The sequence below is a fragment of the Roseobacter sp. MH60115 genome (assembly GCF_015644665.1).
GTDB lineage: Bacteria > Pseudomonadota > Alphaproteobacteria > Rhodobacterales > Rhodobacteraceae > Roseobacter.
Genome location: NZ_JADOBQ010000001.1, coordinates 1,031,065 through 1,055,521 on the forward strand (window position 1 = coordinate 1,031,065; position 24,457 = coordinate 1,055,521).

A 24,457-nucleotide genomic window follows, 5' to 3' on the forward strand; every position below is an offset into this window, starting at 1 on the left:
AACGCACTGCTACAGAATAGAAAAAGAGATGCATCAATGAAGATATGCATCTTTGGGGCCGGGGCGATTGGCGGCTACATGGGGGTCAAGCTGGCCCAGGCCGGGGCGGATGTCAGCCTGGTGGCGCGCGGCCCGCATCTGGCCGCGATGCAGCAGAACGGTCTGACGCTGATCGAGGATGGGCAGGAAACCACGGTGCCGGTCACCGCTAGCGATGATGCAAGCGCGCTGGGGCCGCAGGACTATGTGATCGTCACGCTCAAGGCGCATTCGGTGCCCGCCGTGGTGCCCATGATGCAGCCGCTGATCGCCGATCACACGGCAATTGTCAGCGGCGTGAATGGCGTGCCCTGGTGGTATTTCCACAAGATCGGCGGACCGCTGGAAGGCACACGGGTGCAGAGCGTCGATCCCGGGGATGCGCAGTGGAACGGCTTTGGCCCGGACAGGGTGCTGGGCTGCGTGGTCTATCCGGCGGCGGAGGTCAGCACCCCGGGCACGATCCGCCATATCGAGGGCAATCGCTTTTCACTGGGAGAGCCGGACGGGTCGAAATCCGACCGGGCGCTTGCGCTCTCCAAGGCGCTGATGGCGGCGGGGTTGAAAGCGCCGGTGCGGCCCCGGTTGCGCGACGAGATTTGGGTCAAGCTCTGGGGCAACCTGTCGTTTAACCCGATCTCGGCGCTGACCCATGCTACGCTGGATGTGCTCTGCACCGATCCCGGCACGCGGGCCGTGACGCGCGGCATGATGGTCGAGGCGCAGCAGATCGGGGAAGCATTGGGCGTGAAATTTCCCATCGACGTGGAGCGTCGGATTGATGGCGGCGCGGCGGTTGGCGCGCACCGGACCTCGATGCTGCAGGATCTGGACGCGGGTCGCCCGATGGAGATCGACGCGCTGGTCCGGTCGGTGCAGGAACTGGGGCGGATCACGCAGACGCCGACCCCCACCATCGATACGGTGCTGGCGCTGATCCAATTGCGGGGCAGGACGGCGGGCCTTTACTGACAGCGCCCGGCGGCTTTGAGACCGGGCGCGGATTGCGCCCTAACGCCGCAGCGGGCTTCTGGCCTTGCGCATCCCGTCGTTTGCGCCATCTGATGAGGGAGAGTTTCGCGGGACGCATCATGGTATTGAAGATCGCCAATCTGGCAAAACGATACGCTGAGGGCGGCGAGGCCGTCCTGAAAGATGTCTCTTTCGACATGGCCGCGGGAGAGACCCTCGCCCTCGAAGGGGAATCGGGCAGTGGCAAGAGCACGCTCTTGCATCTTGTGGCCGGGCTGGACCGGGTCAGCGGCGGTCGGATCGAGGTGGATGGCGCGGATATCACCGGCTATTCCGACGCCCAATCCGCCCAGATGCGCCGCCGGGTCGTAGGGCTGATCTTTCAGCAGTTCAACCTGATCCCCAGCCTGACCGTCGAGAGCAACATCGCCTTTCACGCACGTCTGGCCGACCGGCACGATGCGGCATGGGCGGCGCATCTGGCGCAGGTCATCGGGTTGGATGCGCATCTGCAGAAATATCCGGAGGCCTTGTCGGGTGGACAACAGCAACGGGTGGCGATTGCCCGCGCCCTGGCGGCGCGCCCCCGGTTGCTGCTGGCCGATGAACCCACCGGAAATCTGGATGAAACCACGGCAGATGCGGTGCTCAAACTGATGCTGGAGACTGCTGCCGAAGCGAGCACGGCGCTGTTGATGGTCACCCATTCCCCGCGTCAGGCCGCCCGCATGCAGCGCCGCTTGACCCTGTCCCACGGCAGGGTGCATGCAGCGTCGCCCGCAAGGCATGTGTCGTGATCCGACTGGGTCTTTCGGCGCTGCTGTCTCACTGGCGGCGCAACCCCTGGCAATTTGCCACGCTGATCGCCGGTCTGGCGCTGGCGACGGCCCTGTGGTCCGGCGTGCAGGCCATCAACGCCGAGGCGCGCGCCAGCTATGATAATGCTGCGGATGTGCTGTCCGGCGGGGGCCTGCAGCAGATACGCCGGGCGGATGGTGCGCCCTTGCAGGTGGCGGAGTATGCCGGGCTGCGCCGCATGGGCTGGCAGGTGAGCCCTGTGCTGGAAGGGGCGCTGGATGTCGATGGTCGGACGATCCGCCTTACGGGGATCGAGCCGCTGACCCTGCCGCAGGCCGCCACCGGCGACACGCCTGCGCAACCCGCTGATCCCGATAACGTGCTCTTTGCCGAGGGTGATGTGGTCTTTGTCCATCCCGATGATGCGGCGCTGTTCGACGGGCGTGCGGTCACCGTTCGGCCCGACGCATCGCGCGCGCCCGGCATCGCCGTGACCGACATCGCCACGGCAGAACGCCTGTTGGACACCCGCGATGAGATCACCCGGTTGATTGTCGCGCCCACGCAGCCCTTGGGCGTGCCTGCCTTACCGCCGCGCTATGTGATGACGGCCCCGGGCACCCGGAACGATGTGGCGCGCCTGACCGAGAGCTTTCATCTCAATCTCACGGCCTTTGGCCTGCTGTCCTTTGCCGTTGGGATTTTCATCGTCTATGGCGCGGTGGGGCTGGCCTTTGAGCAGCGGCGTGGCGTGTTTCGGACCCTGCGGGCGCTTGGCCTGCCGCTGCGGACCCTGATGGGGTTGTTGGCGGTTGAACTGGGCGTCTTTGCGCTGATTGCCGGGGGCGTCGGTGTGACCCTGGGCTACCTGATCGCGGCGGCGCTGCTGCCGGATGTGGCAGCCACGTTGCGCGGGCTTTACGGGGCCGACATCACAGGCCAGCTGCAGCTGCGCCCGGCGTGGTGGCTGTCCGGTCTCGGCATGGCGCTGGCGGGCACGGCCATTGCCGCCACCGCCGCCCTGATCAAACTGGCGCGGCTGCCGCTTTTGTCCTTCAACCACCCGCGCGCGATGAGCATGCATGCCGCAGGTGCGGCGCGCTGGATGGCGGCTGTTGCCCTCGGGCTTTTTGCCCTGGGGGCTGCGATCGCCTGGGGCGGGCAGGGCCTTTTCGCCGGGTTCGCATTGCTGGCCTGTCTGTTGATCGGGGCCGCCTTTTGCCTGCCATTGCTGCTGTCTTCGGCGCTGCTGCTCGCGGGGCGTCTGCACCGCTCCGTGCTGGCCGAATGGTTCTGGGCCGACAGCCGCCAGCAATTGCCTGGCCTCTCCATGGCGCTGATGGCGCTGTTGCTCGCGATGGCCGCAAACATCGGTGTGTCGACCATGGTGTCGAGCTTCCGGCTGACCTTCACCGGCTATCTCGACCAACGGCTGGCCTCGGAACTCTACCTGACGGCGCAGACCTTCGAGGAGGCGCAGCAACTGACCGCCTTTGTGCAATCCGAAGGTGCTACCGTGCTGCCGATCATCTGGCAGGACCTGCGCATCGGCGGCTTGCCGGCAGAGATCTACGGCATTCGCGACCATGTGACCTATCGCGAAAACTGGCCCTTGCTGGCGGCGGTGCCGGATGTCTGGGACCGGGTGGCGCGGGGCGAGGGCGCGTTGATCAACGAACAACTGGCGCGCCGCAATGATCTGGCACCCGGGGACATGCTAGAGACGGGGGACAGGGTGCTGGGCGTCTATGGTGACTACGGCAATTCCGCCGGGCAGGTGGTGATCTCGGATGCGCTCTTTGCCCAGCGGTATCCCGAGGTTCAGGCGCTGCGCTTTGGCCTGCGCACGGAGGATGCTGCCCACCTGTCGGAGCGGCTGGAGGCGCGGTTCGACCTTACCGAAGACGCGCTGATCAACCAATCGGAGCTCAAGGCCTTCTCGCTGGCGGTCTTTGAACGCACCTTCTCCGTCACGGCGGCGCTGAACGTGCTGACGCTCTCGGTGGCCGGGCTGGCGCTGCTCATCGGGTTGCTGACCCTGGCGAGCCTGCGATTGCCGCAACTGGCGCCGGTCTGGGCGCTGGGGCTGACCCGCCGCCACCTCGCCACGCTTGAACTGGCGCGGGCACTCTGTCTGGCGGTTGTGACCGGCGTGCTGGCGGTGCCGCTGGGGCTGGCGCTCGCCTGGGTGCTGCTCGCCGTGGTCAATGTCGAGGCCTTTGGCTGGCGTCTGCCCATGTTCCTCTTCCCGCTGGACTATCTCAAACTGGGGGCGCTGACGCTGCTGGCCGCCTTTCTGGCCGCGCTCTGGCCCGCTGTTCGTCTTGCGCGGACGCCACCCGACCAACTGCTCAGGGTGTTCAGCAATGAACGTTAGGTCTTTCCTCCTATGCGCTTTCATGGCGCTGGCCTTGCCCAAAGTGGCGGCCGCGCAAAGCTTTGCAGGTCTTGGCAGTGACGCCGAAGGTTTTGCCACGCCTGAACGCGGATACGTATTTCAATTTCCCAAAGACCACGGCGCGCATCCCGCTTACCGGATCGAATGGTGGTATCTGACCGCTAATCTGCAAGACGCCGGGGGTACGGCCTACGGGCTGCAGTGGACGCTGTTCCGCAGTGCGATGGCACCTGAAGAGCGCGCAGGATGGGACAGCCCGCAGCTCTGGCTGGGTCACGCGGCGGTGACAACACCCAGCGCGCATTTTGTAGCCGAACGCCGCGCGCGTGGTGGCATCGGGCAGGCTGGCGTGATGGCCGACCCTTTCAAGGCCTGGATCGACGAATGGCACATGACCGGGGCCGATATGCAGCAGATGCGTCTTACTGCGGCGGGGGATGATTTCGCCTATGACATGCAGTTGAGCGCCAAAGGCCCGCTTATCTTTCATGGCGAAGACGGCTATTCACAGAAATCCGCCTCGGGGCGGGCGAGTTACTATTACTCGCAGCCCTTCTTTGAGATCACGGGCACCCTGACCCTGCCGGAGGGGCCGGTTGAGGTCACCGGGCAGGCGTGGCTGGACCGGGAATGGGCATCGCAGCCTCTGGGCGCGTCGCAGGTCAGTTGGGACTGGTTTTCCATGGCCTTCGAAGGCGGCACGCGCTTGATGGGCTTCACCCTGCGCGACAGTGCGGGGCCGGATTACACCGCCGCCACCTGGATCGAGCCGGACGGGCGCACCACCGCCTTCCCCGATGGTGCTTTTTTCGCCGAACCACTAGCGCAGAGCGATGTCGCCGGGCGCCGCATTCCCACGCGCTGGCGCGCCGTGCTGCCGGAGAAAGGGGTGGATGTGACGGTGCAGGCGATCAATCCGCAGGCCTGGATGGCGACCTCGATACCCTATTGGGAGGGGCCGGTAACCCTCTCCGGCAGCCACACCGGGCGCGGCTATCTGGAGATGACGGGCTACTAGAGCGTTTCGACTGTATAGTGATTGATCTTCGCCTTTCGCGTTCGACCGGAGCGAGAGGCCGCGCACAAGTGCTCCAATGTTAAATCGAAACGCTATAGGCGCCCATCTGACGTTCGGTCAGGACCTGGCCCAAGGCTTGAGCACTTTGCCAGGCGCCGCGCAGGCCTTAAGATACACTCATTCATTCACGGAAAGGGTGCAGATGAGCCGGTTGGGAAAAGTGACGCGCCGCGGGTTGATGATCGGTGCCTCTGCAGTTGCGGGCGGCGTGGCCTTTGGCAGCTACAAGGTGCTGACGCCGCATGCCAACCCGCTGGCCGAGGGGTTGGGCCCGGACGAAGCAAGCTTCAACCCCTTCATCCGCATCACGCCCGATGGCATCACGCTGATCCTGCAGCATGTGGATCTGGGGCAGGGGGCCGCCTCCCTGCAGGCGGCTCTGATCGCTGAGGAGATGGACATCGCGTTCGGGCAGTTCGCCGTTGAGCATGCGCGCCCGGATCCCGCCTATTACAACACCGCCATGGCGGATGAGGCTGTGCCCTTCATGTCCACCGATACCGGGTTTGCCGCCGAAACCATGCGTGGCGCTATGGGGGCGGTGATCAAACTGGCGGGCGTGCAGGTCACCGGTGGCTCGACATCGGTGCCCGACAGCTACGAAAAACTGCGTGTCGCTGGTGCCGTTGCGCGCGAGACCCTGAAGGCCGCCGCCGCGCTGGAAACCGGCCATGACGTGGCCCTGCTGACGACCAAAGACGCCCATGTGATCCTGCCGGAAGGGCAGGAAATTCCCTACACCGCCCTGGCCGCCACAGCCGCCACGTTGGAGCCTGCCTCGGAGGTGATCTTACGCCCGCCAGAGGCCTGGCGGATGCTGGGAAAGCCGATGCAGCGTCTTGATATCGTGGCGAAATCCACGGGGCAGCAGCGCTATGGGATAGATCTGCAGATGGAGGGCATGGTGTTTGCCGCCGTGCGCTGCAATCCCCGCAAGGGCGGCGCGCTCAATGGTTTTGACGCGTCGGATGCCTTGACCCTGCGCGGTGTGCAGCAGGTGGTGCCGGTGACCGGCGGCGTTGCCGTGATTGCGGAAAACACATGGTATGCGCTGCAGGCGCTGGAGGCGATTGACTACGACTGGGGGCCAGCCCCCTATCCGGCCGAGCAGGCGGATCACTGGGCAGCGGTTGCTGCGGCCTTCTCGCCGGATACGCTGGATTGGGTTTGGCGCGACGATGGAAATGCCGGCGCAATGACAGCGGAACATGCTGATATCGAGGTGGAATACCGTGCGCCCTATGTGGCGCATCAGCCGCTGGAGCCGCTCAGTGCCGTTGTGCGGGTCACCGATGCCCGGGCCGAGGTCTGGGCCGCACATCAAATGCCGCGTTTTGTGCAGAAACGGGTGGCGGAGAAGACCGGGCTGGACCCCGATCAGGTCGTGTTTCACAACCAGTTTGCCGGGGGCAGTTTCGGCCACAGGCTGGAGTTTGACAACATCGACCGCGCGACCGAAGTGGCGATGCAACTCAAGGGCACGCCCGTCAAGCTGATGTTCAGCCGGGAAGAGGACTTCGCGCAGGACTATCCGCGTCAGATCGGCATGGCGCGGGTGCGTGGGCGGGTTGGTGGCGGGCAGGTGACAGCGCTGGATCTGGAGATAGCCACACCCTCTGCCGTGCGCAGCCAGATGGGACGTGTGGGGATGCCGGTGCCGGGCCCGGATACGCAGATCGCCGCGGGGGCGTGGAACCTGCCCTATGCGATCACGGATTTCCGCGTGGCCGCCTATGCGGTGCGCGAACTCGCGCCCACAAGCTCATGGCGTTCTGTCGGCGCCTCAACGGCAGGCTTCTTTGCCGAGAGTGCGCTGGACGAACTCATCCACGCCGCCGGTGTCGATCCGATGGAGGAGCGATTGCGGCTGATCAATGACCCGGTGGCGCGCGGTGTGCTCGAAGCAGTTGCGGAAATGTCCGGCTGGGGCAGCCCTCTTGACGAAGGTCGGGGCAGGGGTGTTGCGCTGGTCAATTCCTTCGGCGTGCCGGTGGCCGAAGTGATAGAGGTCTCCCAAACCCCGGAGGGTATCCGCATTGACCGTGTTTATGTCGCCGCCGATGTGGGCCGCGTGATCGATCCTGTGAATTTCGAAAACCTCGTTCAGGGCGGGGTGATCTGGGCGCTTGGCCATGCCATCAACTCCGAGATCACCTATGCAGACGGTCAGGCAGAGCAGTCAAACTACCACGCCGCCGAAGGCATGCGGCTCTACCAGACCCCGGAAATCCGGGTGCGCGGGCTCGAGACCGCTGATAAAATCCGCGGTATCGGAGAGCCGCCAGTGCCGCCCGCCGCACCCGCCCTGGCCAACGCGATCTTTGCTGCCACCGGTCAGCGGCTGCGGGAAATGCCCTTCAACCGGCATATCGACTTTATCTGAGACAACACGCCCGCTGTTGCAGCATCGCTGATACATGGTATCTCACGCGGGCAAGCCGTCGCAAATGCACCGCGCGGCCTGATGGCAATGGGAAAGGGTCAGCTCTTGGATTTTGCAGCCTCGGAAGAACAATCCGCAATTTTCGACATGGCATATGCCTTCGGGCAAGAGCATATCGCGCCCCATGCGCAGGCGTGGGAGGCGCAAGGCACCATTCCCAAGGAGCTCTGGCCCAAGGTGGCGGAACTGGGGTTGGCGGGCATCTATGTGTCCGAAGAGTTCGGCGGCTCCGGCCTCAGCCGGCTTGACGCCACGCTGGTCTTTGAGGCGCTGTCGATGGCCTGCCCGGCGGTCGCCTCGTTCCTGTCGATCCACAATATGTGTGGCGGCATGATTGACAAGTTCGGCTCCGCCGAGAGCAAAGCCAAGTGGCTGCCAAAGCTGTGCCGAATGGAGACGATCTTTTCCTACTGCCTGACGGAGCCCGGGTCCGGATCGGACGCCGCCGCCTTGCGGACACGCGCAGCCCGCAGCAATGAAGGCTATGTGTTGAGCGGTACCAAGGCCTTCATTTCGGGGGGTGGTTATTCCGATGCCTATCTGACCATGGTGCGCACTGGCGAAGACGGCCCCAAGGGGATTTCCGCCATGGTGGTTGAGACCGGCAGTGCGGGGCTCTCGTTCGGCGGGCTGGAAAGCAAGATGGGATGGCGCGCCCAGCCGACAGCGCAGGTTCAGTTTGATGATTGCGCGGTGCCCGCCGAGAACCTTATTGGCGAGGAGGGGCGCGGGTTTTCCTATGCCATGGCCGGATTGGACGGTGGACGTCTCAACATCGCGGCCTCTGCCTTGGGCGGCGCGCAGGCGGCGCTGAATGCCGCCCTGACCTACGCGGGCGAGCGCAAGGCCTTTGGTAAATCCATTGATCAGTTTCAGTCGCTGCAGTTCAAGCTGGCCGATATGGAAGTGAAGCTGCAGGCCGCCCGTGTGTTCCTGCGTCAGGCCGCGTGGAAGCTGGACAACAAGGCGCCGGATGCCACGAAATTCTGCGCCATGGCGAAGGTTTTTGTGACGGATGTGTCCTTTGACGTGGCCAATGATGCGCTGCAAATCCATGGCGGCTATGGATATTTGGCCGACTATGGTGTCGAGAAAATCGTGCGCGATCTGCGGGTGCATCAGATTTTGGAAGGCACCAATGAAATCATGCGGCTGATCGTGTCGCGCCAGATGATCGCCGAAAACGCCGCTTGATGGCGCGCCCGTCCGAGGCCAAATTCGTCGGGCATTAAGTCTCGCTTCATAACTCTTTGCCATATCTTGGCGCGTGACCGGCGCGGCCGGCCTCTGCGTGGATGGCACAGGAAAGTGATGTGACAGCGACCTATACGACTGATGCGGCAACTGGCCGCGACGCGCCGAAAAAAGTGCTGATTGTGGATGATTCCCGGGTCATGCGATCCTGGCTGAGGGCCGTGTTGTCGGCGGATCAGCGATTGAACGTCGTCGGTGAAGCCTGTGATGCGGTCGAAGCCCGGGACTATCTCAAGGCACATACCGCTGATGTGCTCACGCTGGACATCGAAATGCCGGGGATGAGCGGGCTTGATTTTCTGACCCGCCTGATGCGGGCGCGGCCCATGCCTGTCGTGATGATGTCGAGCCTGACTGCGGCCGGCAGCGATGCGGCCATTCAGGCCCTGTCACGCGGCGCCATTGATTGCATGGTCAAACCCTCCTCGGCCTATGGTGACGAACTCACCCAGGATATCTGCGAACGTGTATACCACGCGGCCTGCACCCGACCCTCGCAGCTGCAGATGCGCCTGAAGTCAAATGCTGGCAGTGCTGCGCCACAGCAGGCAGAGGCTGCGGCACCTCCCGCATACGGCGTGGGGGAGCCCTGTCGGCGCGGCGCAATCATCCTTATCGGGGCGTCCACCGGTGGTGTTGCCGCGTTGGAGACCGTGCTGCCCATGCTGCATCCCGATGGACCACCGGTGGTGGTCGTCCAGCACATGCCGGGCAATTTCCTGTGTAGTTTTTCTGAACGCCTGAACCGTCAATTACGGCAGAACGTGTATCTCGCGCAGGAAAATCGCGTTCTGGACAGAGGGGACATCGTACTCGCCCCCGGGAATGGCACGCACACGGAATTGCGACGCAAGGGCGGGCGCTGGTATTTTCAGTTTGTGCCAAACGATCCTCCGGCATTGCATTGCCCGTCGGTTGACGTGCTTTTTTCTTCTGCTGTTGCCGAGGCCAAGAATGTTTCGGCTGCCCTGTTGACCGGGTTGGGCCGCGACGGGGCGGAAGGCCTGCTGAAGCTGTCAAAGGCCGGCGCAAAAACCTTTGGTCAGGACGAAGAAACCTGTGTCGTCTACGGTATGCCCCGTGCGGCCAAGGCGCTGGGTGCCGTGCAGGAAGAAGTCGCCTTGGAGCGCATCGGTCCTGCTTTGCGTGACAGTCGGATCGTAAAACGGCGCCCGCATAATCCGTCGGACACGGTATCCATGAGATGACCGCGTCCCACATCCACATCACCCAGGGTGAACAGGCAATCGGGTCTGATCCTGATCTGGTGATTACCACGCTGCTGGGGTCCTGTGTGTCCTGCTGCCTGTGGGACCCGGTCGCCGGTGTTGGTGGCATGAACCATATGCTCTTGACCACCAGTGCGGCGGAGTCCGGTGTCTGCAATCTTGTCGGGATCAACGCGATGGAACTCCTGATCAACGACATCCTCAAGGAGGGCGGTCACCGCGACCGGCTGCGTGCCAAGGCGTTTGGTGGCGCCCGCATGGTGTCCGGGCTGAGTGAGATCGGGAAGCAAAACAGCGATTTCATCCTCATGTTTCTCGAACAGGAGGGGATCGTTTGCGAGGGTCACTCGCTTGGGGGCGAAGCTGCCAGGCACCTCAAGTTCTGGCCAGCGACAGGCCGCGTCATGCAGAAAATCCGAAGCGATGGCCTGCAGGAGTCAGTGTCTGAAGTTCAAGCGCCCGCTGACTCCGGAAATGAACTTGAGCTATTCTGAGCATTTCCCGCTGGGATTGGTTCTGGGCCTTCAAGTCGGCATACCTCTCTGATACGCGATGTCGCAAAAGGGACCGCCGCGTTCAGCAACAGTGATAAAGCGTTCCCGCATTTCCGGGACGCCGAACTCTGAGGCGCCGAATACTACTTACCTTGGATCATAGCCGGTGTCGTTGTTGATCGGTGTGATACTTTCCAAGACACTCACCCAAGCCCTCGGGTTTGCCATTGTGCGAAAAGCCCGGAACGTTTTCGAGAGAGAAGCCATTGGATTGCGTGCCGCACAGGACTTGGGCTTGTAGGCGTCCCAGGTATCCGCGTGAGGATCACCAATTGCTTCGGGTCATCGCTGTGCCAATGGCCGGGCTTTAAAAACGAAAGGCGGAGAGTTCTGCCAATTGGGATATCGCCTCATATTTTTAGGCCGCATTTGCGATCTTTTCAGAGAGTGTCGTCAAAGGCGCCCTCAAGGACAGCCCAGTTGTGGTTTTCCGCAAGGTTTCGGCAAGCAGCAGCAGCCGATCCAAGTGTTACGATCGCCTCCAAGCCGACATCCAGTCCACTTTCGCCCGACTTATGGATGATAACCTTGTTAGTCACATTGGCGGGCATAGAACGGATACAACGAATGTCTCATGGGAACTCTTCGCCATGAAATCCGCAACACCGAATAGTTTATCACAACAGAGCAGACCCAAGGCACAATCAAAGGTTGGCTCAAGCGAGACCACTACAACCGGCCGTATAAGACCCGCAAGACGCCTCCACCAACACCAGAAGAATTTCCCCATCTGCGACCCGGAATCAGGGGTCTAGACAAACAGATACAGAGCATGCTTTCCTTCTCTCTAGTTATTTTTATCAGAGGTCGTTTTGCGTTTCGTAGATTACTACATGCGGCTGAAGCATTCGCGCCTGGCGTGGCTCCTGAATAAACATCCCAACCACCCGGCGCAGTTCGATGGTCTTCCGAAAACGATCTGGATCTACTGGGATGAAGGGGTCGGTGCCGCCCCCCCGGTGGTACAGATTTGCGTGCAATCCTGGCGCATTCTGAACCAAGGGTGGACGATCCGTCTTCTGGATAACCGCAATGTTGCCGACTTCGTCGACATGAGTGATCTGGATGGCTGCGATGTACCCATTCAGAAATACGCGAACCTGCTGCGGACACGGCTCTTGAAATCCCATGGCGGCGTGTGGTGTGATGCAACCCTGCTCTGCACCAAACCGCTCGACCACTGGTTGCCCTTGCTGATGCAAACCGATTGCTTCTTTTTCAGTGCGCCCGGCCGGAACCGGATTCTTTCGAACTGGTTCATTGCGTCGATGCCGAAGGGCGGAATTATCTCTCAGATCGATGATTTCTACACCGACTATTTGACGAACCCCGCGCCGAGCAAGCGGACCGGTCACCGATCGCCTCCGTACTTCAATTACCACTACTCGATAGAGTACATGGTGCGGACAAAACCTCGATTCCGACGGCAATTTGAGACCATTCCGAAGATTTCGGCGCTCACATTGCACGAGCTTCAGGAGCGTTTGGTGGCCAAGGACGCCAGTATTTGGGACCATCTCGACCATATTGCCACGGCGCCAGTCCACAAATTGACCTGGAAGCATCACATCGACTGCAATGAATTACGCCAGATTGCTGCGAGGCTAGACCCGGCCCTCGGCGTCTTGACCGTCGGTCCCGGGGATCAGCAGGAGACGGCGGTCGATAGCAACAAGGAGCACGTCTGATGCCCCGCGGCGCGATGATGAAGGCTGCGGTGGCGAAGTACGCTTGGTCGGGCAAGGTTTTCGTACAGTACGGGATGAAGCGCAGCGGTAATCATGCCATCATCAACTGGTTGCTGACAAAGCTCGAAGCCACCGAATTCAACAATGTCGTGCCGATGGGCGAGGTCTACGCCGGCAATTGCGACGTGCCCGATTATCCGGAGTTCCTTTCGTGGTATTTCTCCAAGCCCCCGACTCGGGAGAAGGCGGGGCGCGGTCCGGCATCGGGGTTTGGCGCTATTCGACATCCGGTCTACGCCACTTTCGAAGACATCAGCGGACACAACGATTTCTTTCGCGAGAACGCCCCAACCCGGATCCTCGTCATTCGGTCCTTCGAGAACATGATGAGCAGCCGCATCAGAAAGAGTTTCAACGTCGACATGGCCGCCTATCCGCAAACCGTGGGAACAGTCATGTCGCGCGTCATTGAAACCTGGAAGACCCACGCGGCATGGTATCTGGCGGAAGAGGCGTCCGGGGCGGAGCGGGTCGCGATCCATTTTGACAGCTGGTGCGTCGACCGCAGCTACCGTGACGAGATTTGTCGCGCGCTATCCGTCGCGCCGGGCGACGAGGTCCTTTCACGGGTCAGCGACACCGGCGGCGGCAGCTCTTTTGATGGCACGAAGTATGATGGAGATGCCAACAGCATGGCAGTCGACAAGCGGCGGGACGCCTTGACGGAGCGGGAGCGGGCGCTGCTGGATCAAGTGATGGCCGACACTGAATTGCGTGCCTTGGCGGATCGGGTCGAGACCGCCGATCCGCATCGTCAGCTGCGCGCGAAACCTTGAAAGGGAAAATGTCGTGGATTATCGTTGCAGGATGCACTCGTCGAGAGATCATGGCGCTCATGCGCGGCAAGGCGTTCTAAAGTGAGCTCCGTCTCTGCCAAGGCCGCGGTCAACGCATTGCATTTCGACAGTGCCTACAAGGCGGTCCTCCGAGCGGCGGCGACAGCGGACCATTCCTCGCTCCCGCATCGCGAACAACTTGGTTTGGCACCCGAGCGTGCGAACAGGAAGTCTTCGATCAGGAAGGTTGCCGGGGCGCTCCGCCGAGGTGATCTCAACGCTCTTTCCCGGCTCATTTCGAAGGAGGCCGACGCACAAGCGCGCGGTTTCGATCTCGTTTCGTCTGCGATGGGTCGCTGGCGCTGGCTTTATGACGCCGTTTCGGACGACACTTCCCGCGACATCCTCATCTTTGTTCTGGCCTACCGTGCGCTTGGTTGGCCGCGTGTCCGCATGCCACTGAACACAGAGGAGTACTGGCGGCAGGCGGCGCTGGTCGAAAAAGCCCTGTCGTCAGATGATCGTATCCCCGCGCCTAACGTTCTCGATCAGGACCTGGCCCGGATCTCGCTGGCGGAGTGGGGTTTCGATATCGACCTCTACAGCCGAACGGTGGACGTTCTGGCGCAGTTTGTCTGCCAGCAGTATCGATGCGAAACTGCAGCCGCCGACATCTCGCCGTCAGCCGGAGAGGTGGCCCTCGATTGTGGCGCGTGTTTCGGCGACACCGCGCTCAACTTCGCCAGCAAGGTGGGGCCTCAGGGTCGGGTTTTCACCTTCGAATTCCTGCCGGTCAATCTTGAGATCCTGGCGCGCAATCTGGAATTGAACTCGGAGCTTGCAGACCGGATATCCATTGTGGAGAGCCCGGTCTGGTCCGAACATGGCACGCCGCTTTGGATCCACGGCGATGGCCCAAGGGCGCTGGTGAACGATCAGGAAGCAGGGGCCGATGGCAAAGCCACGACTGTCTCCATCGACCAATTCGTCGCCGACCGCGACCTTGACCGTGTCGACTTCATCAAGATGGACATCGAAGGCGCCGAACTGGATGCCCTGAGAGGTGCGGCCGAGACCCTGCGCCGGTTCAAGCCGCGGCTTGCAATTTGCCTCTATCACCGGCTCTCGGATATTCACGAAATCCCATGGTTGATTGATCAGATGGGCCTTGGCTATCGCTTGCACATCCGCCATTTCACAGTCTACGGAACCGAAACCGTTCTCTTTGCCGATGCGCGCTGACGCCGTGGCAGTGCACTTCTGGCGGCGGGCCGGTACATGAGGCTCAGGCGCATTTTCCGCAACCGCTTCAGGACTGAAAAGACAGCGTTTGACGCTCTTGGGCTGCGCCTCTGGGAGCGGCTCACGCTGCCCGCGCCGCGCGCCCGCCTCCTTGGGGTCCAGCGGTTTTCGCAGAACCCGATCATCCACTCTGATCTCAGCCCGTCGATTGGCGATAACATCTGTGGCCCTTCTCTGGTGGCCGTGCCCAAATCTGTTCCGAACCGGCTGGGCGCCTACTACCTCTACTTTGCCCATCATCGCGGGCGGTTCATTCGCATGGCATATGCCGATCAGATCGAGGGGCCCTGGACGATCCACGAACCCGGGGTCCTGACGCTGGAGGCAGCCCCTGGCTTTACCGACCACATCGCGTCCCCGGACGTGCATTTCGACCCTGCCGAGAACCGGTTCCTGATGTATTTTCATGGTCCGAGCATAGAAGAAGAGGCACAGCTTACGGCGGTCGCTCAATCGATGGATGGGATTCGCTTCGACGTCATCCCCGACCGCCTTGGCAAGTTTTATTTCCGCGTCTGGTCTTTTGAGGGCCAGTTTTATGCGTTGGCCAAGAACTTCAACTCAGGCTGGAACGAAATCTACGTGAGCGCGAGCGCACTTGGCCCCTTTCAGCGCAGCAGGAACATACTCCGGCGCGCACGCCATACGGCTGTATTCGTAGAGGGCTCGACGCTTTTGATCTTCTACAGCAGGGTAGGAGACCGACCGGAGCGGATCCTGTTGTCAACAATTGACATGCGTGATCCTTTCGAGAAATGGACACCGTCCCGTTCAATTGAGGTTCTCCGGCCAGAGACATCGGTCGAAGGGGCCGACCTGCCAAGCGCGATCTCCAGATACGGCGCCGCAACCGATGTCCAGCAGTTACGTGACCCGTTTTTACTTCGCGATGGCGAGCGTTTTGTGCTTCTTTACGCACTCCGGGGTGAGGCGGGTCTTGGTGCAGCTAGAATTGACCTTGAACTACCACCAAATAGATAAGTGAGTGTGTCGATCGTCAATAATGGGATGTTGGACCGTACAGGCGCACGGGTCGAGGAATACAAAGAAATGAGTGCGGCGAAGAAAGCGACTGCTATAAAGTTCCGCGACGATCTTATGCGCGCAAACGCGCAGGTCGAACGCCTGTGTAGTCCGTTGTCGGACAGACGTTTCCGTCAGGAGGCGCACTGAGAACCGCTGGCCGACTACAGGTCGTACTTCGACTTTACCGACCCTCATGATACCCCCGCGATTTCTCCAATCTCGCAGGGCAGTTCTCGTTTGTGCAAGACGGTGCCCTTGCCATCGACAATAGAGATCGCACAAGACTGCAGTGATACGTCCAAGCGGGCAAATCACTCCGTTCGAAATCTCCCATGTTCAGAGATATCCTGTGATCCTATCGAGAGCTTGACCTCAGTTCAGGGTCAGTCCAGTTACCCATGCTTTGGCCCACATCGGTCATCTGAACAAATCGGTCAGATGTCGGCTGCGAGCCGATATTGCCATGTTTCTGCAGAGCGGCGAATGACAGCTCCGGGAATCGTTAGGTGTTGAGAACTAGCTTTCGCCGAACGTGTCTCGATAGGCCAAAGGAGAGACGCCGACGTGGCGTTGGAAGGCGCGCCGAAGCCGTTGTTCATCCGAAAAACCTGCATTGAAAGCGATCTTCGCCAACTGCAGATCGCTTCGGGCAAGGGCGCGTTTGGCGGCATCCACACGCATGATCTCGACGGCTTTTGCAGGCGTCATCCCCGTTTTCTCCTTGTACTTTCGAGAGAAGCTGCGAGGGCTCATGGCGATCCGTGCTGCAAGTTTCGGAACGCTCAGGTCACTTTGCAGATGCCCTGCAATCCACGCATGAAGATCGCCGAACAGCCCTTCGGTTTCCGACGCCTGGATGTTAAGTACATCGCTGAACTGGGCTTGTCCGCCCGGTCGTTTGAAAAACACCACAAGGGCTTGCGCGACCTGCATGGCAGCTTCATGGCCCATGTCGTCCTCGATCATGGCGAGGGCGAGGTCGATGCCTGCCGTAACACCGGCCGACGACCACATATTCCCGTTTCGAACGAAAAGCGGATCGCGCTTCACGTCAATGTCCGGGAAGCGTCTTTTTAACTCATCCACCTGACGCCAATGGGTCGTCACGCTGTGTCCGTTGATCAATCCGGCCGCAGCTGTCAGAAACGATCCCATGCAGGTCGATGCAACCCGCCTGCATCCTTTGCTGGTCGTGGCGAGCCAGTCCACAGTGTCTTGCTGTTCTACGGCATCGAAGACACCTTCGCCGCCTGCGACAATCAACGTGTCAATAGGATCAAGCGCCGCCTTTACAAGAGGGATGCTGCTCAGTTCCACCTGACAATCAGTCCCAACAGGTCCGCCATCGGGAGAGGCGACTTCAATCTGATAATGCTGTTTGCCATTCGCAACCTCGGTGTTGTTCGCACTTGAAAACGCCTGAAGCGGTCCCGTGACATCCAGAAGCGTGACGCCTGGATAAGTGACGAAAACGATGCGGCGAACGGGATTGGCTGTTTTTGACTGCATATTGTCATTTATGCCATTCTTTGTGACATGTAAACCGATCTGGCCAAACACATCGGAGCCGGTCATTTGCCCTTAGCATCTCAAAACAAGACAGCAACACTGATTATTGGATTGTCCTTTGTTGCCCTCGCCCTGACATTTTCGGCAAGAGCGGCCCTTGGATTGGTTATGCCTGTTCTGGAACAGGAACTCGGCTGGTCTAGGAGCTTTACGTCAGGTGCTGCGGCTGTTGCCCTTCTGGTCATGGCCGCAATTGCCCCATTCGGGGGGCGCCTCGTCGACAAACAGGGCGCGCGCGCGATCTTGTTGATCGGGCTCGGGGCTTTGGCAACAGGGTGTTTTCTGATTGCCGCCACAGCCAACCCGATTGCTTTTTTTCTGGCGTTCAGTGGCATCGCAGCTGTCGGATTTGGCCTGGTCGCCACGCATGTCGTTTCAACCGCCGTCGAACAAGAGGTTGAGACGAACAGAGGTCTGGCGACGGGTATTGCGACATCAGGTTCGACGGGTGGTCAATTTGTCTTTGTCCCGCTGCTGGCATTGCTCATCAGCGCGTATGACTGGCGCATGGCCTTTGCAGCACTTGGCATCGGGACACTCATCATCATGGGTTGCGTCTTGCGATGGTTTCCCAAAACCGTGGGAAGCGCAGACATCGCCATCAAAGAGAAAGGCTCAGCTAGCACACTGCTACAGGATTTGCGGAGCATCCTGAGACTACCCGCGTTTCAAATCCTGTTCTGGAGCTATTTCATTTGTGGCTACACGACCTCGGGTGTGATCGAGACCCACTTCCTGCCTTATGCTGCGTTTTGCGGGTTTGGGCCGGTGCCTTCCGCCACCGCTTACGGACTCTTGTCCGCGATCAACCTTGTCGGGATGATTCTGGCCGGGTGGTTGACGGATCGCGTGAACAGACCGCTGCTGTTGGGACTGATTTATTTGATACGCGGCATGACCTTCATCATCCTGCTCAACGTCGGTGCAAGTTTCGAGACGCTGGTCTTCTTCTCAATCCTCTTTGGACTGGTGGACTATTCAACCGTGCCAGTGACCGCGAGCCTTGTGGCATCTCATGTCGGCAGGGGGGTCATGGGATTGGCGTTCGGATTGATTTCGGCAGGACACCAGATCGGTGCTGCCGCCGGGGCCTACTTTGGGGGAATCCTATATGATCTCTACGCGCAATATGACTGGGTTTGGTGGTCATCTGTCTGGCTAGCAGTGTTTGCTGGCATCCTGGTGTTCTTGATGAACGATAAACCGCAAGTCCCGTCTACTTTGCCAGCCTGAGACACGTCATCGAATTCCATAAGAGGTCGTTGGAGCAGACATCCAACAAACTTGCTCAGACGGCGGAAAGGTCCCGTGTGCGCCCGAAGCGTCATTGCACTGCTCAAGCACTAGTGACAGGTATCGCGTGAAGCGGTTGACGCAGGACCGCGAAAGGCATCCATCAAAGCGGCTTGCTCCCGGACAAGCGCTACGCCTTCTTCCTGTTCTCTCACGGTTTGCTGAAAAGAAGGTCCTTTGGATCGCCTTGAGAAGGTCCTGAGGAATTCTCCTGCGGAAGGTTTTGCGTCCGTTCTTGATCACGACATGTTCTAGCTTCATAAGCATCGCAATAGCAGATGTATCCCCATTGTATCCCGAAGCGTATCCGGCGGAAGAGGGTAAGAGCCTGAAATGCTTGAAAACAACGGCTCTGCGGCCTGTGATCTGGTGCCCCCACACGGACTCGAACCGCGGACCTACTGATTACAAATCAGTTGCTCTACCAGCTGAGCTATAGGGGCACTGCGCGGTCATGTACTCAGTTTGAAAGCAGCGCGCAAGAGGGGAAATGCGGCATTGTTTGCGTTTGAACCTCAATCTCCCACAGGCTAGTTTGCAGGGACGCACATCCAATCGCACGGAACGATATGCAACTGGTTTTTCACGCGGGCGCACACTTTACCGAAGAAGAGCGCCTCATGAAATGTCTTGTGAAGAACAAGGAAGCTTTCGGAGCACAGGGCGTGGCTGTACCGGGTCCTGGGAAGTATCGCAAACTGCTGCGCGATAGCATGGAAGCGATGGAAGTCAGCAAACCTTCTGAAAACGCGCGCGAAATCCTCTTGGAGGCCATTTTGGACGACGAGAAGGCTGATCGGGTCATCCTGTCGAACGGGCATTTTTTTAGCCCGGTCCGCATGGCGGTGCAGGACGGTTTGATCTACCCCAAGGCGCCGACGCGTATGGCTCAGATGGCGGAAATTTTTCAAGAGGATCAGCTAGAGCTCTTCCTGGGGCTGCGCAACCCCGCGACTTTTCTGCCGGAAGTCTTTCGTCGCTCGCCCAAGGACGGTCTGGCCGATTTCATGGGCGGCATAGATCCGAGGCAGTTGCGTTGGTCGGACACCTTACATCGCATCCGGGATGCGGTGCCACGGGTTTCAATCACGGTGTGGTGCAATGAGGATGCCCCTCTGATCTGGCCGGAAATTCTCCGTGAAATGGGCGGCATAGACCACGGTGACCCCGTCGAAGGGGCGTTTGATCTGCTGGGCGAGATCATGGCCGAAGACGGCATGGCCCGTTTTCTGGCATATCTTGAAAAGCAGCCGACCATGACGGACATTCACATGCGGCGCGTCATGATGGCGTTTCTTGACAAGTTCGCAATCGACGAGGCGATTGAGGAAGAACTGGACATGCCGGGCTGGACCGATGATCTGGTCGCCGAAATGACCCAAGGGTATGATGAGGATGTCTTTGACATCGCGCGCATTCCGGACGTGCGGGTGCTGTCTGCTTAACGCGTCTCTGCCTGCAAATCGATGGCTTGACCGGTCAGTGCGGACCGTTGTGCCGCCATGCCCATCTCGACCGCACGCAGACCATCTTCAAACGTCACCTCTGGTGTGTTCGACACGCCCCGAACCACGTCCAGAAACCGCTGATGCTGATAAAAGGTGGATCCGTTGTGGTCGCCAGCGGCCAGGAGCAGCGGATCGACCGGAATGGCCCGTGTTTCTGGCCGTTTCGGCGCGCGGGGGCTGACCTCCAGGATCGGCGTCGGGGCGGGGCCGAGGTCATCCGGCCAGAACCGGGTGGGGCCGGGCACAAAGGCTTCGATCTTGCCTGCCGGGCCAAGCGCCGCAATCGTTTCCTGATACCGTGCGCCTTCCGCGAACATGCACAGCTCCAGCATCGCACGGGCGCCGCAGGCGAAATCGACGATCACAAACCCATTGTCGAGGATGTCCGGCGTGGCCCCGTCATAGGTTTCTTCAAGGTGGTTCACGGATTGGCTGGCGCTGGCCATGACCCTGATCGGGTCACTGCCGATCATCAGGTGCATCAGGTCGAAGAAATGGCAGCACTTCTCGACAAAAGTACCGCCGGTCTGATGGTTGAACCGGTTCCAGTTGCCGACTTTCTGCAGGAAGGGGAAGCGATGTTCGCGGATGCTCAGCATCCTGATGCCGCCGGTGACGGTTTCGACATCGTCAAGCAGGGCGGCAATAGGCGGCATATACCGGTATTCCATGGCGACCCAGATCGGTGCGGGGTAGGCCGCCGCGATCTCCTTGAGGCGCGGGATGTCGGCAGGATCGGTCAGCAGAGGCTTTTCGACCAGCAGCGGCAGCGGGTTGCGCGCCGCGATCTCTGCCATCTGATCGGCGTGGCAGTGGTTCGGGCTGGTGATGACCAGACAGTCGAGCGCGCTGTCGGCCAGCAGATCGTCCAACGTATCGACGAAACGCGCGTGCGGCGCGAGGTCGGCGGCGATGGCGCGCATGGCTGCGTCCGGTTCATAGATCACCGTGACTGCCGTGTCCGGCAGCAGGGCTATGTTTTTCAGATGCTCCTGGCCCATCATGCCGCACCCGATCATGCCATAGCGCGTGGTCTGTCCCATTCTTCTTCCTTACTTCAACCGCTGTACGTAGACGGATTTGTCCGTATCGAACCATGTGCGGGAAAACTCAATAGGGTTTGGGCCCGCAGCCCAACTAAAGCGTTCGATGTAGCCACAGGGCGTGCCTGCGGGACCAAACCCGTCCGGTGTCCAGGCGGGCAGGGCGCTGATGCTCACCCGGTCTTCGGCGCGGGTGATCCAGAAATTCAGCTCTGTGAGGTAGGTCTGATAGAGGGAATCACCCAGCATCTGAGGGGTCAGCACGCCTGCGCTGGCGTCGAGCCAGATTTCCTCCACGGCGATTGCTACATCATTGAGGTATCGCCTGCGACGGATGCGCGTGGCCCGAGGGCTATCGCCAAACACAGGCAAATCCTGCGGCTTGTGCATGGCGTCGACCTGCAGCACGTCCGCCGTGGGCAGCCCACCCCCTGACAGCAGTTCCAGCCGGAACATGGCGTAGACGCCCATGGGTTTGCGCGGTTTGCGCACGTAGTTGCCGGACCCTTGCACACGGTCCAGCAGCCCCTTTCTGTCCAGCTCCGCCAGTGCTTTGCGCAAGGTGCCGATGGAGGCACCCAGCGCCACGGCCATCTCGCGCTCCGGCGGCAGCCTTTCGCCATCAAGCAACCGGCCCGCGTCGATGTCGCGGATCAGCAATTCGGTCAGTTGGATGTATTTCGGCAGCGCGGTGCTGCGGGAGGGTGGGTGCGTCATTTTCTCGGGCAGTATCGATATCAAAAATTGATACACCATTGATCTACTATATTGAGAGTGCTATTCAAGACAGAAATCACCGCTACCTGACAAAGGGAAATTTATGACCGTTGTGCCCGTCACCTCCGCCGATCTGGATGCGGCAGAAGTCTCGTGGTTTTCCGCGCTGTGCTCGGATGACTACCAGTTTCTGGGGGTGCCGGAGGGTGATCTGCGCTCAAGCTGGGCGCATTGTTCGGACATCGTGAAGACGGCGGAGGCACAGGGGTTCCGCAACATCCTCTGCCCGTCGTCTTATCAGGTGGGGCAGGACACGCTGAGTTTCGTGGCCGGCTGCGCGCCGATCACCGACAAGATCAACCTGCTGGCCGCCGTGCGCTGCGGCGAGATGCAGCCCATCATGCTGGCACGCACCATCGCAACGCTTGATCACATGCTGGAAGGGCGGCTGACGGTCAACATCATCAGCTCCGACTTCCCGGGCGAGAAGGCCGATAGCGAGTATCGCTACCAGCGCTCGCGCGAGGTGGTGGAAATCCTGAAACAGGCCTGGACCCGCGATGAAATCAACCACGAAGGCGAGGTCTACTCGTTTAAGGGCCTGACCACGGACCCGGCGAAGCCCTTTCAGACCGGCGGGCCGTTGCTCTACTTCGGGGGTTACTCTCCCGCAGCGCTCGACCTTTGTGCCGAGCATTGCGATGTTTACCTGATGTGGCCTGAGCCCAAGGACGCTATTGCCGGGCGGATGCAGGCCGTGCACGCGCGCGCAGCCGAGAAAGGCCGAACATTGGATTACGGGCTACGGGTGCACATGATCGTGCGCGACACCGAAGCCGAGGCCAAGGAATACGCCGATTACATCGTCTCGAAGCTCGACGATGAATATGGCCGCAAGATCCGCGAACGGGCGCTCGATGCCACGTCGCTTGGCGTGTCTCATCAGTCGAAGAACCGCGATATCGCCGATGAATTCGGCTATGTGGAGCCGCATCTTTGGACCGGTGTGGGCCGGGCGCGCTCGGGTTGTGGCGCGGCGCTGGTGGGCTCTGCCGATCAGGTGCTGTCCGAGATCGAAGCCTATCAAAGGATGGGTATCCGCGCGTTTATCTTCTCGGGCTATCCCCACATCGACGAGGCTGAACACTTCGGTCGCCTTGTGATGCCGCATCTCAAAACCTGTTCGCTTCCAGAGGCCTATGGCCGTGTGCCGCAGGCCGCTCCAGCCACGCCCCTTGCTGCGGGGGAGCGTCGCTGATGGATCGCGTTGCCCTTTCAGAAACGCTCGACTTCAGCCGCATTGTCTATGGCATGTGGCGGCTTGCCGATGATGACGACACCTCGCCTGCGCATGTGCGGGCCAAGATCGACGCCTGCCTTGCGCAGGGGATCACCACGATGGATCAGGCCGATATCTACGGCGGCTACGCGGCCGAAGAGGTACTGGGCGCGGCCCTCAAGGAAAGCCCCGGTCTGCGCGATGAGCTGGAGATCGTGACGAAATGCGACATTGTCGCGCCTATCGGCAAGTATGCGGACCGCCGGGTCAAGTACTACGATACATCGGTGGCCCATATTCAAGCGAGTGTCGAGGCCTCGCTGACCTACATGGGGATCGAGCAGATCGACCTGCTGCTGATCCACCGCCCTGACCCAATGATGGATGCCGCTGAAACCGGCGGCGCGCTGGATGCGCTGATCCAGAGCGGCAAGATCAAAGCAGCGGGGGTGTCGAATTTCCGCCCGTGGGATTGGGACTTGTTGCAATCGGCGATGACCAACCCGCTGGTCACCAATCAGATCGAGATCAGCCTCGCCGCTCGCGATTGCTTTACCAACGGCGATCTGGCGCACCTGCAGCAGCATCACATCAGCCCGATGGCCTGGTCGCCGCTGGGCGGCGGCAGCCTGATGACCGACGACAGTGCCGTCGCGCAACAGATGGATGCCCTCGCGCAGGCGCAGGGCTTGGACCGTGCCGCTGTCGCCGTGGCCTGGTTGCTGGCCCATCCGGCGGGCATCCTGCCGGTCATGGGCACCAACACCCTGTCGCGCATCGCCACATTCAGCGATGCGCTCAACGTCGAGATGGACCGCCAGACGTGGTTCGAACTTTACGAGGCCGCAAACGGTCAGGAGGTGCCATGATGGCGGATGGAACACGGACACTGGCCCGGTTGAACAGCTTCATGCCGGGCCCGGATACGCAGAGACAGTTTCGCACAGCGCTCGGCCAGTTCGGCACCGGAGTCACAGTGGTGACGGCGCAGACGCCGACCGGTCCCATCGGGATGACTGCGAATTCATTCTCCAGCGTCTCGATGGAGCCGCCCCTGGTGTTGTGGTGCCCGGCGAAATCCTCCAGCCGCTATCCGCATTTCATCGCCGCCAAGCACTTTGCGATCCACGTCATGGGGATCGAGCACGAAGAGATCACCATGGGCTTTGCCAAATCCGGACAGGCCTTTGACGGGCTCGATGTGACACTCAATGCCGAGGGTGTGCCGCTGCTGGGCGATTGTCTCGCCCGCTTCGAATGCACCACTCACCAGATCCACGACGCAGGCGACCATTCGATCGTTCTGGGCCGCGTGCGCTCAGCTGCGTTCCGGGAGGGGGACGCGCTGATTTTTTGCCAAGGCCGCTTCAGACGGTTTGACAATCAGGCCTAAAAGGCCAACCAATGGAGCGTGCGGGGAAAACCCGCACG

At 60.7% G+C, this 24,457-nt stretch carries 20 protein-coding genes and 1 tRNA gene; 17 read left to right on the forward strand and 4 right to left on the reverse strand.

The features are described 5' to 3' along the window. Nucleotides 1-36: 36 nt before the first annotated feature. From ISX84_RS04895 to ISX84_RS04950, 12 genes are all read left to right on the forward strand, one after another. The gene (locus ISX84_RS04895) at nt 37-1,011 is read left to right on the forward strand and encodes a 2-dehydropantoate 2-reductase (protein WP_195819181.1); all 975 of its coding nucleotides are present in this window, start codon (nt 37-39) and stop codon (nt 1,009-1,011) included. 119 nt (nt 1,012-1,130) lie between these two features. Beyond that, entirely contained in the window at nt 1,131-1,808 is a 678-nt protein-coding gene (locus ISX84_RS04900; RefSeq protein ID WP_195819182.1) for an ABC transporter ATP-binding protein, read from the forward strand. After that, nucleotides 1,805-4,186, forward strand: a complete 2,382-nt coding sequence (locus tag ISX84_RS04905) for an FtsX-like permease family protein (RefSeq protein WP_195819183.1) — start codon at nt 1,805-1,807, stop codon at nt 4,184-4,186. The genes ISX84_RS04900 and ISX84_RS04905 overlap by 4 nt, the downstream gene beginning before the upstream one ends. Then, complete coding sequence (locus tag ISX84_RS04910; RefSeq protein ID WP_195819184.1) at nt 4,176-5,225, forward strand: lipocalin-like domain-containing protein; 1,050 nt, start codon at nt 4,176-4,178, stop codon at nt 5,223-5,225. Before ISX84_RS04905 ends, ISX84_RS04910 begins: the two co-directional genes overlap by 11 nt. Nucleotides 5,226-5,427: 202 nt before the next feature. Further along, nucleotides 5,428-7,668 (forward strand): xanthine dehydrogenase family protein molybdopterin-binding subunit, encoded by a 2,241-nt coding sequence (locus tag ISX84_RS04915; RefSeq protein WP_195819185.1) that lies wholly within the window; start codon nt 5,428-5,430, stop codon nt 7,666-7,668. Between the two features lie 105 nt (nt 7,669-7,773). Further along, nucleotides 7,774-8,922, forward strand: a complete 1,149-nt coding sequence (locus tag ISX84_RS04920; RefSeq protein ID WP_195819186.1) for an acyl-CoA dehydrogenase family protein — start codon at nt 7,774-7,776, stop codon at nt 8,920-8,922. 119 nt (nt 8,923-9,041) lie between these two features. Further along, the gene (gene cheB, locus ISX84_RS04925; protein ID WP_326838700.1) at nt 9,042-10,190 is read left to right on the forward strand and encodes a chemotaxis-specific protein-glutamate methyltransferase CheB; all 1,149 of its coding nucleotides are present in this window, start codon (nt 9,042-9,044) and stop codon (nt 10,188-10,190) included. Next, nucleotides 10,187-10,705 carry a chemotaxis protein CheD gene (locus ISX84_RS04930; RefSeq protein WP_195819188.1) on the forward strand — a complete coding sequence of 173 codons (519 nt, stop codon included), beginning with the start codon at nt 10,187-10,189 and terminating at the stop codon, nt 10,703-10,705. The genes cheB and ISX84_RS04930 overlap by 4 nt, the downstream gene beginning before the upstream one ends. Nucleotides 10,706-11,598: 893 nt before the next feature. Then, nucleotides 11,599-12,453, forward strand: a complete 855-nt coding sequence (locus ISX84_RS04935; RefSeq protein ID WP_195819189.1) for a capsular polysaccharide synthesis protein — start codon at nt 11,599-11,601, stop codon at nt 12,451-12,453. After that, nucleotides 12,453-13,289, forward strand: a complete 837-nt coding sequence (locus ISX84_RS04940) for a hypothetical protein (protein ID WP_195819190.1) — start codon at nt 12,453-12,455, stop codon at nt 13,287-13,289. Before ISX84_RS04935 ends, ISX84_RS04940 begins: the two co-directional genes overlap by 1 nt. An 81-nt stretch (nt 13,290-13,370) precedes the next feature. Further along, entirely contained in the window at nt 13,371-14,531 is a 1,161-nt protein-coding gene (locus ISX84_RS04945) for an FkbM family methyltransferase (RefSeq protein ID WP_195819191.1), read from the forward strand. A 36-nt stretch (nt 14,532-14,567) separates the two neighbouring features. Further along, complete coding sequence (locus ISX84_RS04950) at nt 14,568-15,572, forward strand: hypothetical protein (RefSeq protein WP_195819192.1); 1,005 nt, start codon at nt 14,568-14,570, stop codon at nt 15,570-15,572. A gap of 561 nt (nt 15,573-16,133) precedes the next feature. On the opposite strand, the gene ISX84_RS04955 is transcribed toward ISX84_RS04950, so the two are convergent. Continuing rightward, nucleotides 16,134-17,192, reverse strand: coding sequence for a GlxA family transcriptional regulator (locus ISX84_RS04955; RefSeq protein WP_229884069.1), 1,059 nt, complete (start codon nt 17,190-17,192; stop codon nt 16,134-16,136). Between the two features lie 45 nt (nt 17,193-17,237). Here ISX84_RS04955 and ISX84_RS04960 point away from each other — a divergent pair, with 45 nt between their 5' ends. Beyond that, a complete protein-coding gene (locus ISX84_RS04960; protein ID WP_229884070.1) occupies nt 17,238-18,419 on the forward strand; it encodes an MFS transporter in 1,182 nt (393 codons plus the stop codon). Nucleotides 18,420-18,846: 427 nt separating this feature from the next. Here ISX84_RS04960 and ISX84_RS04965 read toward each other — a convergent pair. After that, nucleotides 18,847-18,922, reverse strand: a tRNA-Thr gene (locus ISX84_RS04965). A 126-nt stretch (nt 18,923-19,048) separates the two neighbouring features. On the opposite strand from ISX84_RS04965, the gene ISX84_RS04970 reads away from it, so the two are divergent. After that, on the forward strand, nt 19,049-19,924 hold the full coding sequence (locus tag ISX84_RS04970) for a hypothetical protein (protein WP_195819194.1): 876 nt from the start codon (nt 19,049-19,051) through the stop codon (nt 19,922-19,924). On the opposite strand, the gene ISX84_RS04975 is transcribed toward ISX84_RS04970, so the two are convergent. Together ISX84_RS04975 and ISX84_RS04980 are read right to left on the reverse strand one after the other, a co-directional pair. Further along, a complete protein-coding gene (locus ISX84_RS04975; protein WP_195819195.1) occupies nt 19,921-21,030 on the reverse strand; it encodes a Gfo/Idh/MocA family protein in 1,110 nt (369 codons plus the stop codon). The genes ISX84_RS04970 and ISX84_RS04975 overlap by 4 nt on opposite strands. Before the next feature lie 9 nt (nt 21,031-21,039). Further along, nucleotides 21,040-21,747, reverse strand: a complete 708-nt coding sequence (locus ISX84_RS04980; RefSeq protein WP_229884071.1) for a GntR family transcriptional regulator — start codon at nt 21,745-21,747, stop codon at nt 21,040-21,042. Between the two features lie 103 nt (nt 21,748-21,850). Here ISX84_RS04980 and ISX84_RS04985 point away from each other — a divergent pair, with 103 nt between their 5' ends. The 3 genes from ISX84_RS04985 to ISX84_RS04995 are packed head-to-tail and all read left to right on the forward strand — an operon-like array spanning nt 21,851 to nt 24,419. After that, complete coding sequence (locus ISX84_RS04985) at nt 21,851-23,005, forward strand: LLM class flavin-dependent oxidoreductase (RefSeq protein WP_195819197.1); 1,155 nt, start codon at nt 21,851-21,853, stop codon at nt 23,003-23,005. After that, entirely contained in the window at nt 23,005-23,895 is an 891-nt protein-coding gene (locus tag ISX84_RS04990) for an aldo/keto reductase (protein ID WP_195819198.1), read from the forward strand. The genes ISX84_RS04985 and ISX84_RS04990 overlap by 1 nt, the downstream gene beginning before the upstream one ends. Continuing rightward, on the forward strand, nt 23,895-24,419 hold the full coding sequence (locus tag ISX84_RS04995; protein ID WP_195819199.1) for a flavin reductase family protein: 525 nt from the start codon (nt 23,895-23,897) through the stop codon (nt 24,417-24,419). The genes ISX84_RS04990 and ISX84_RS04995 overlap by 1 nt, the downstream gene beginning before the upstream one ends. Nucleotides 24,420-24,457: the final 38 nt, after the last annotated feature.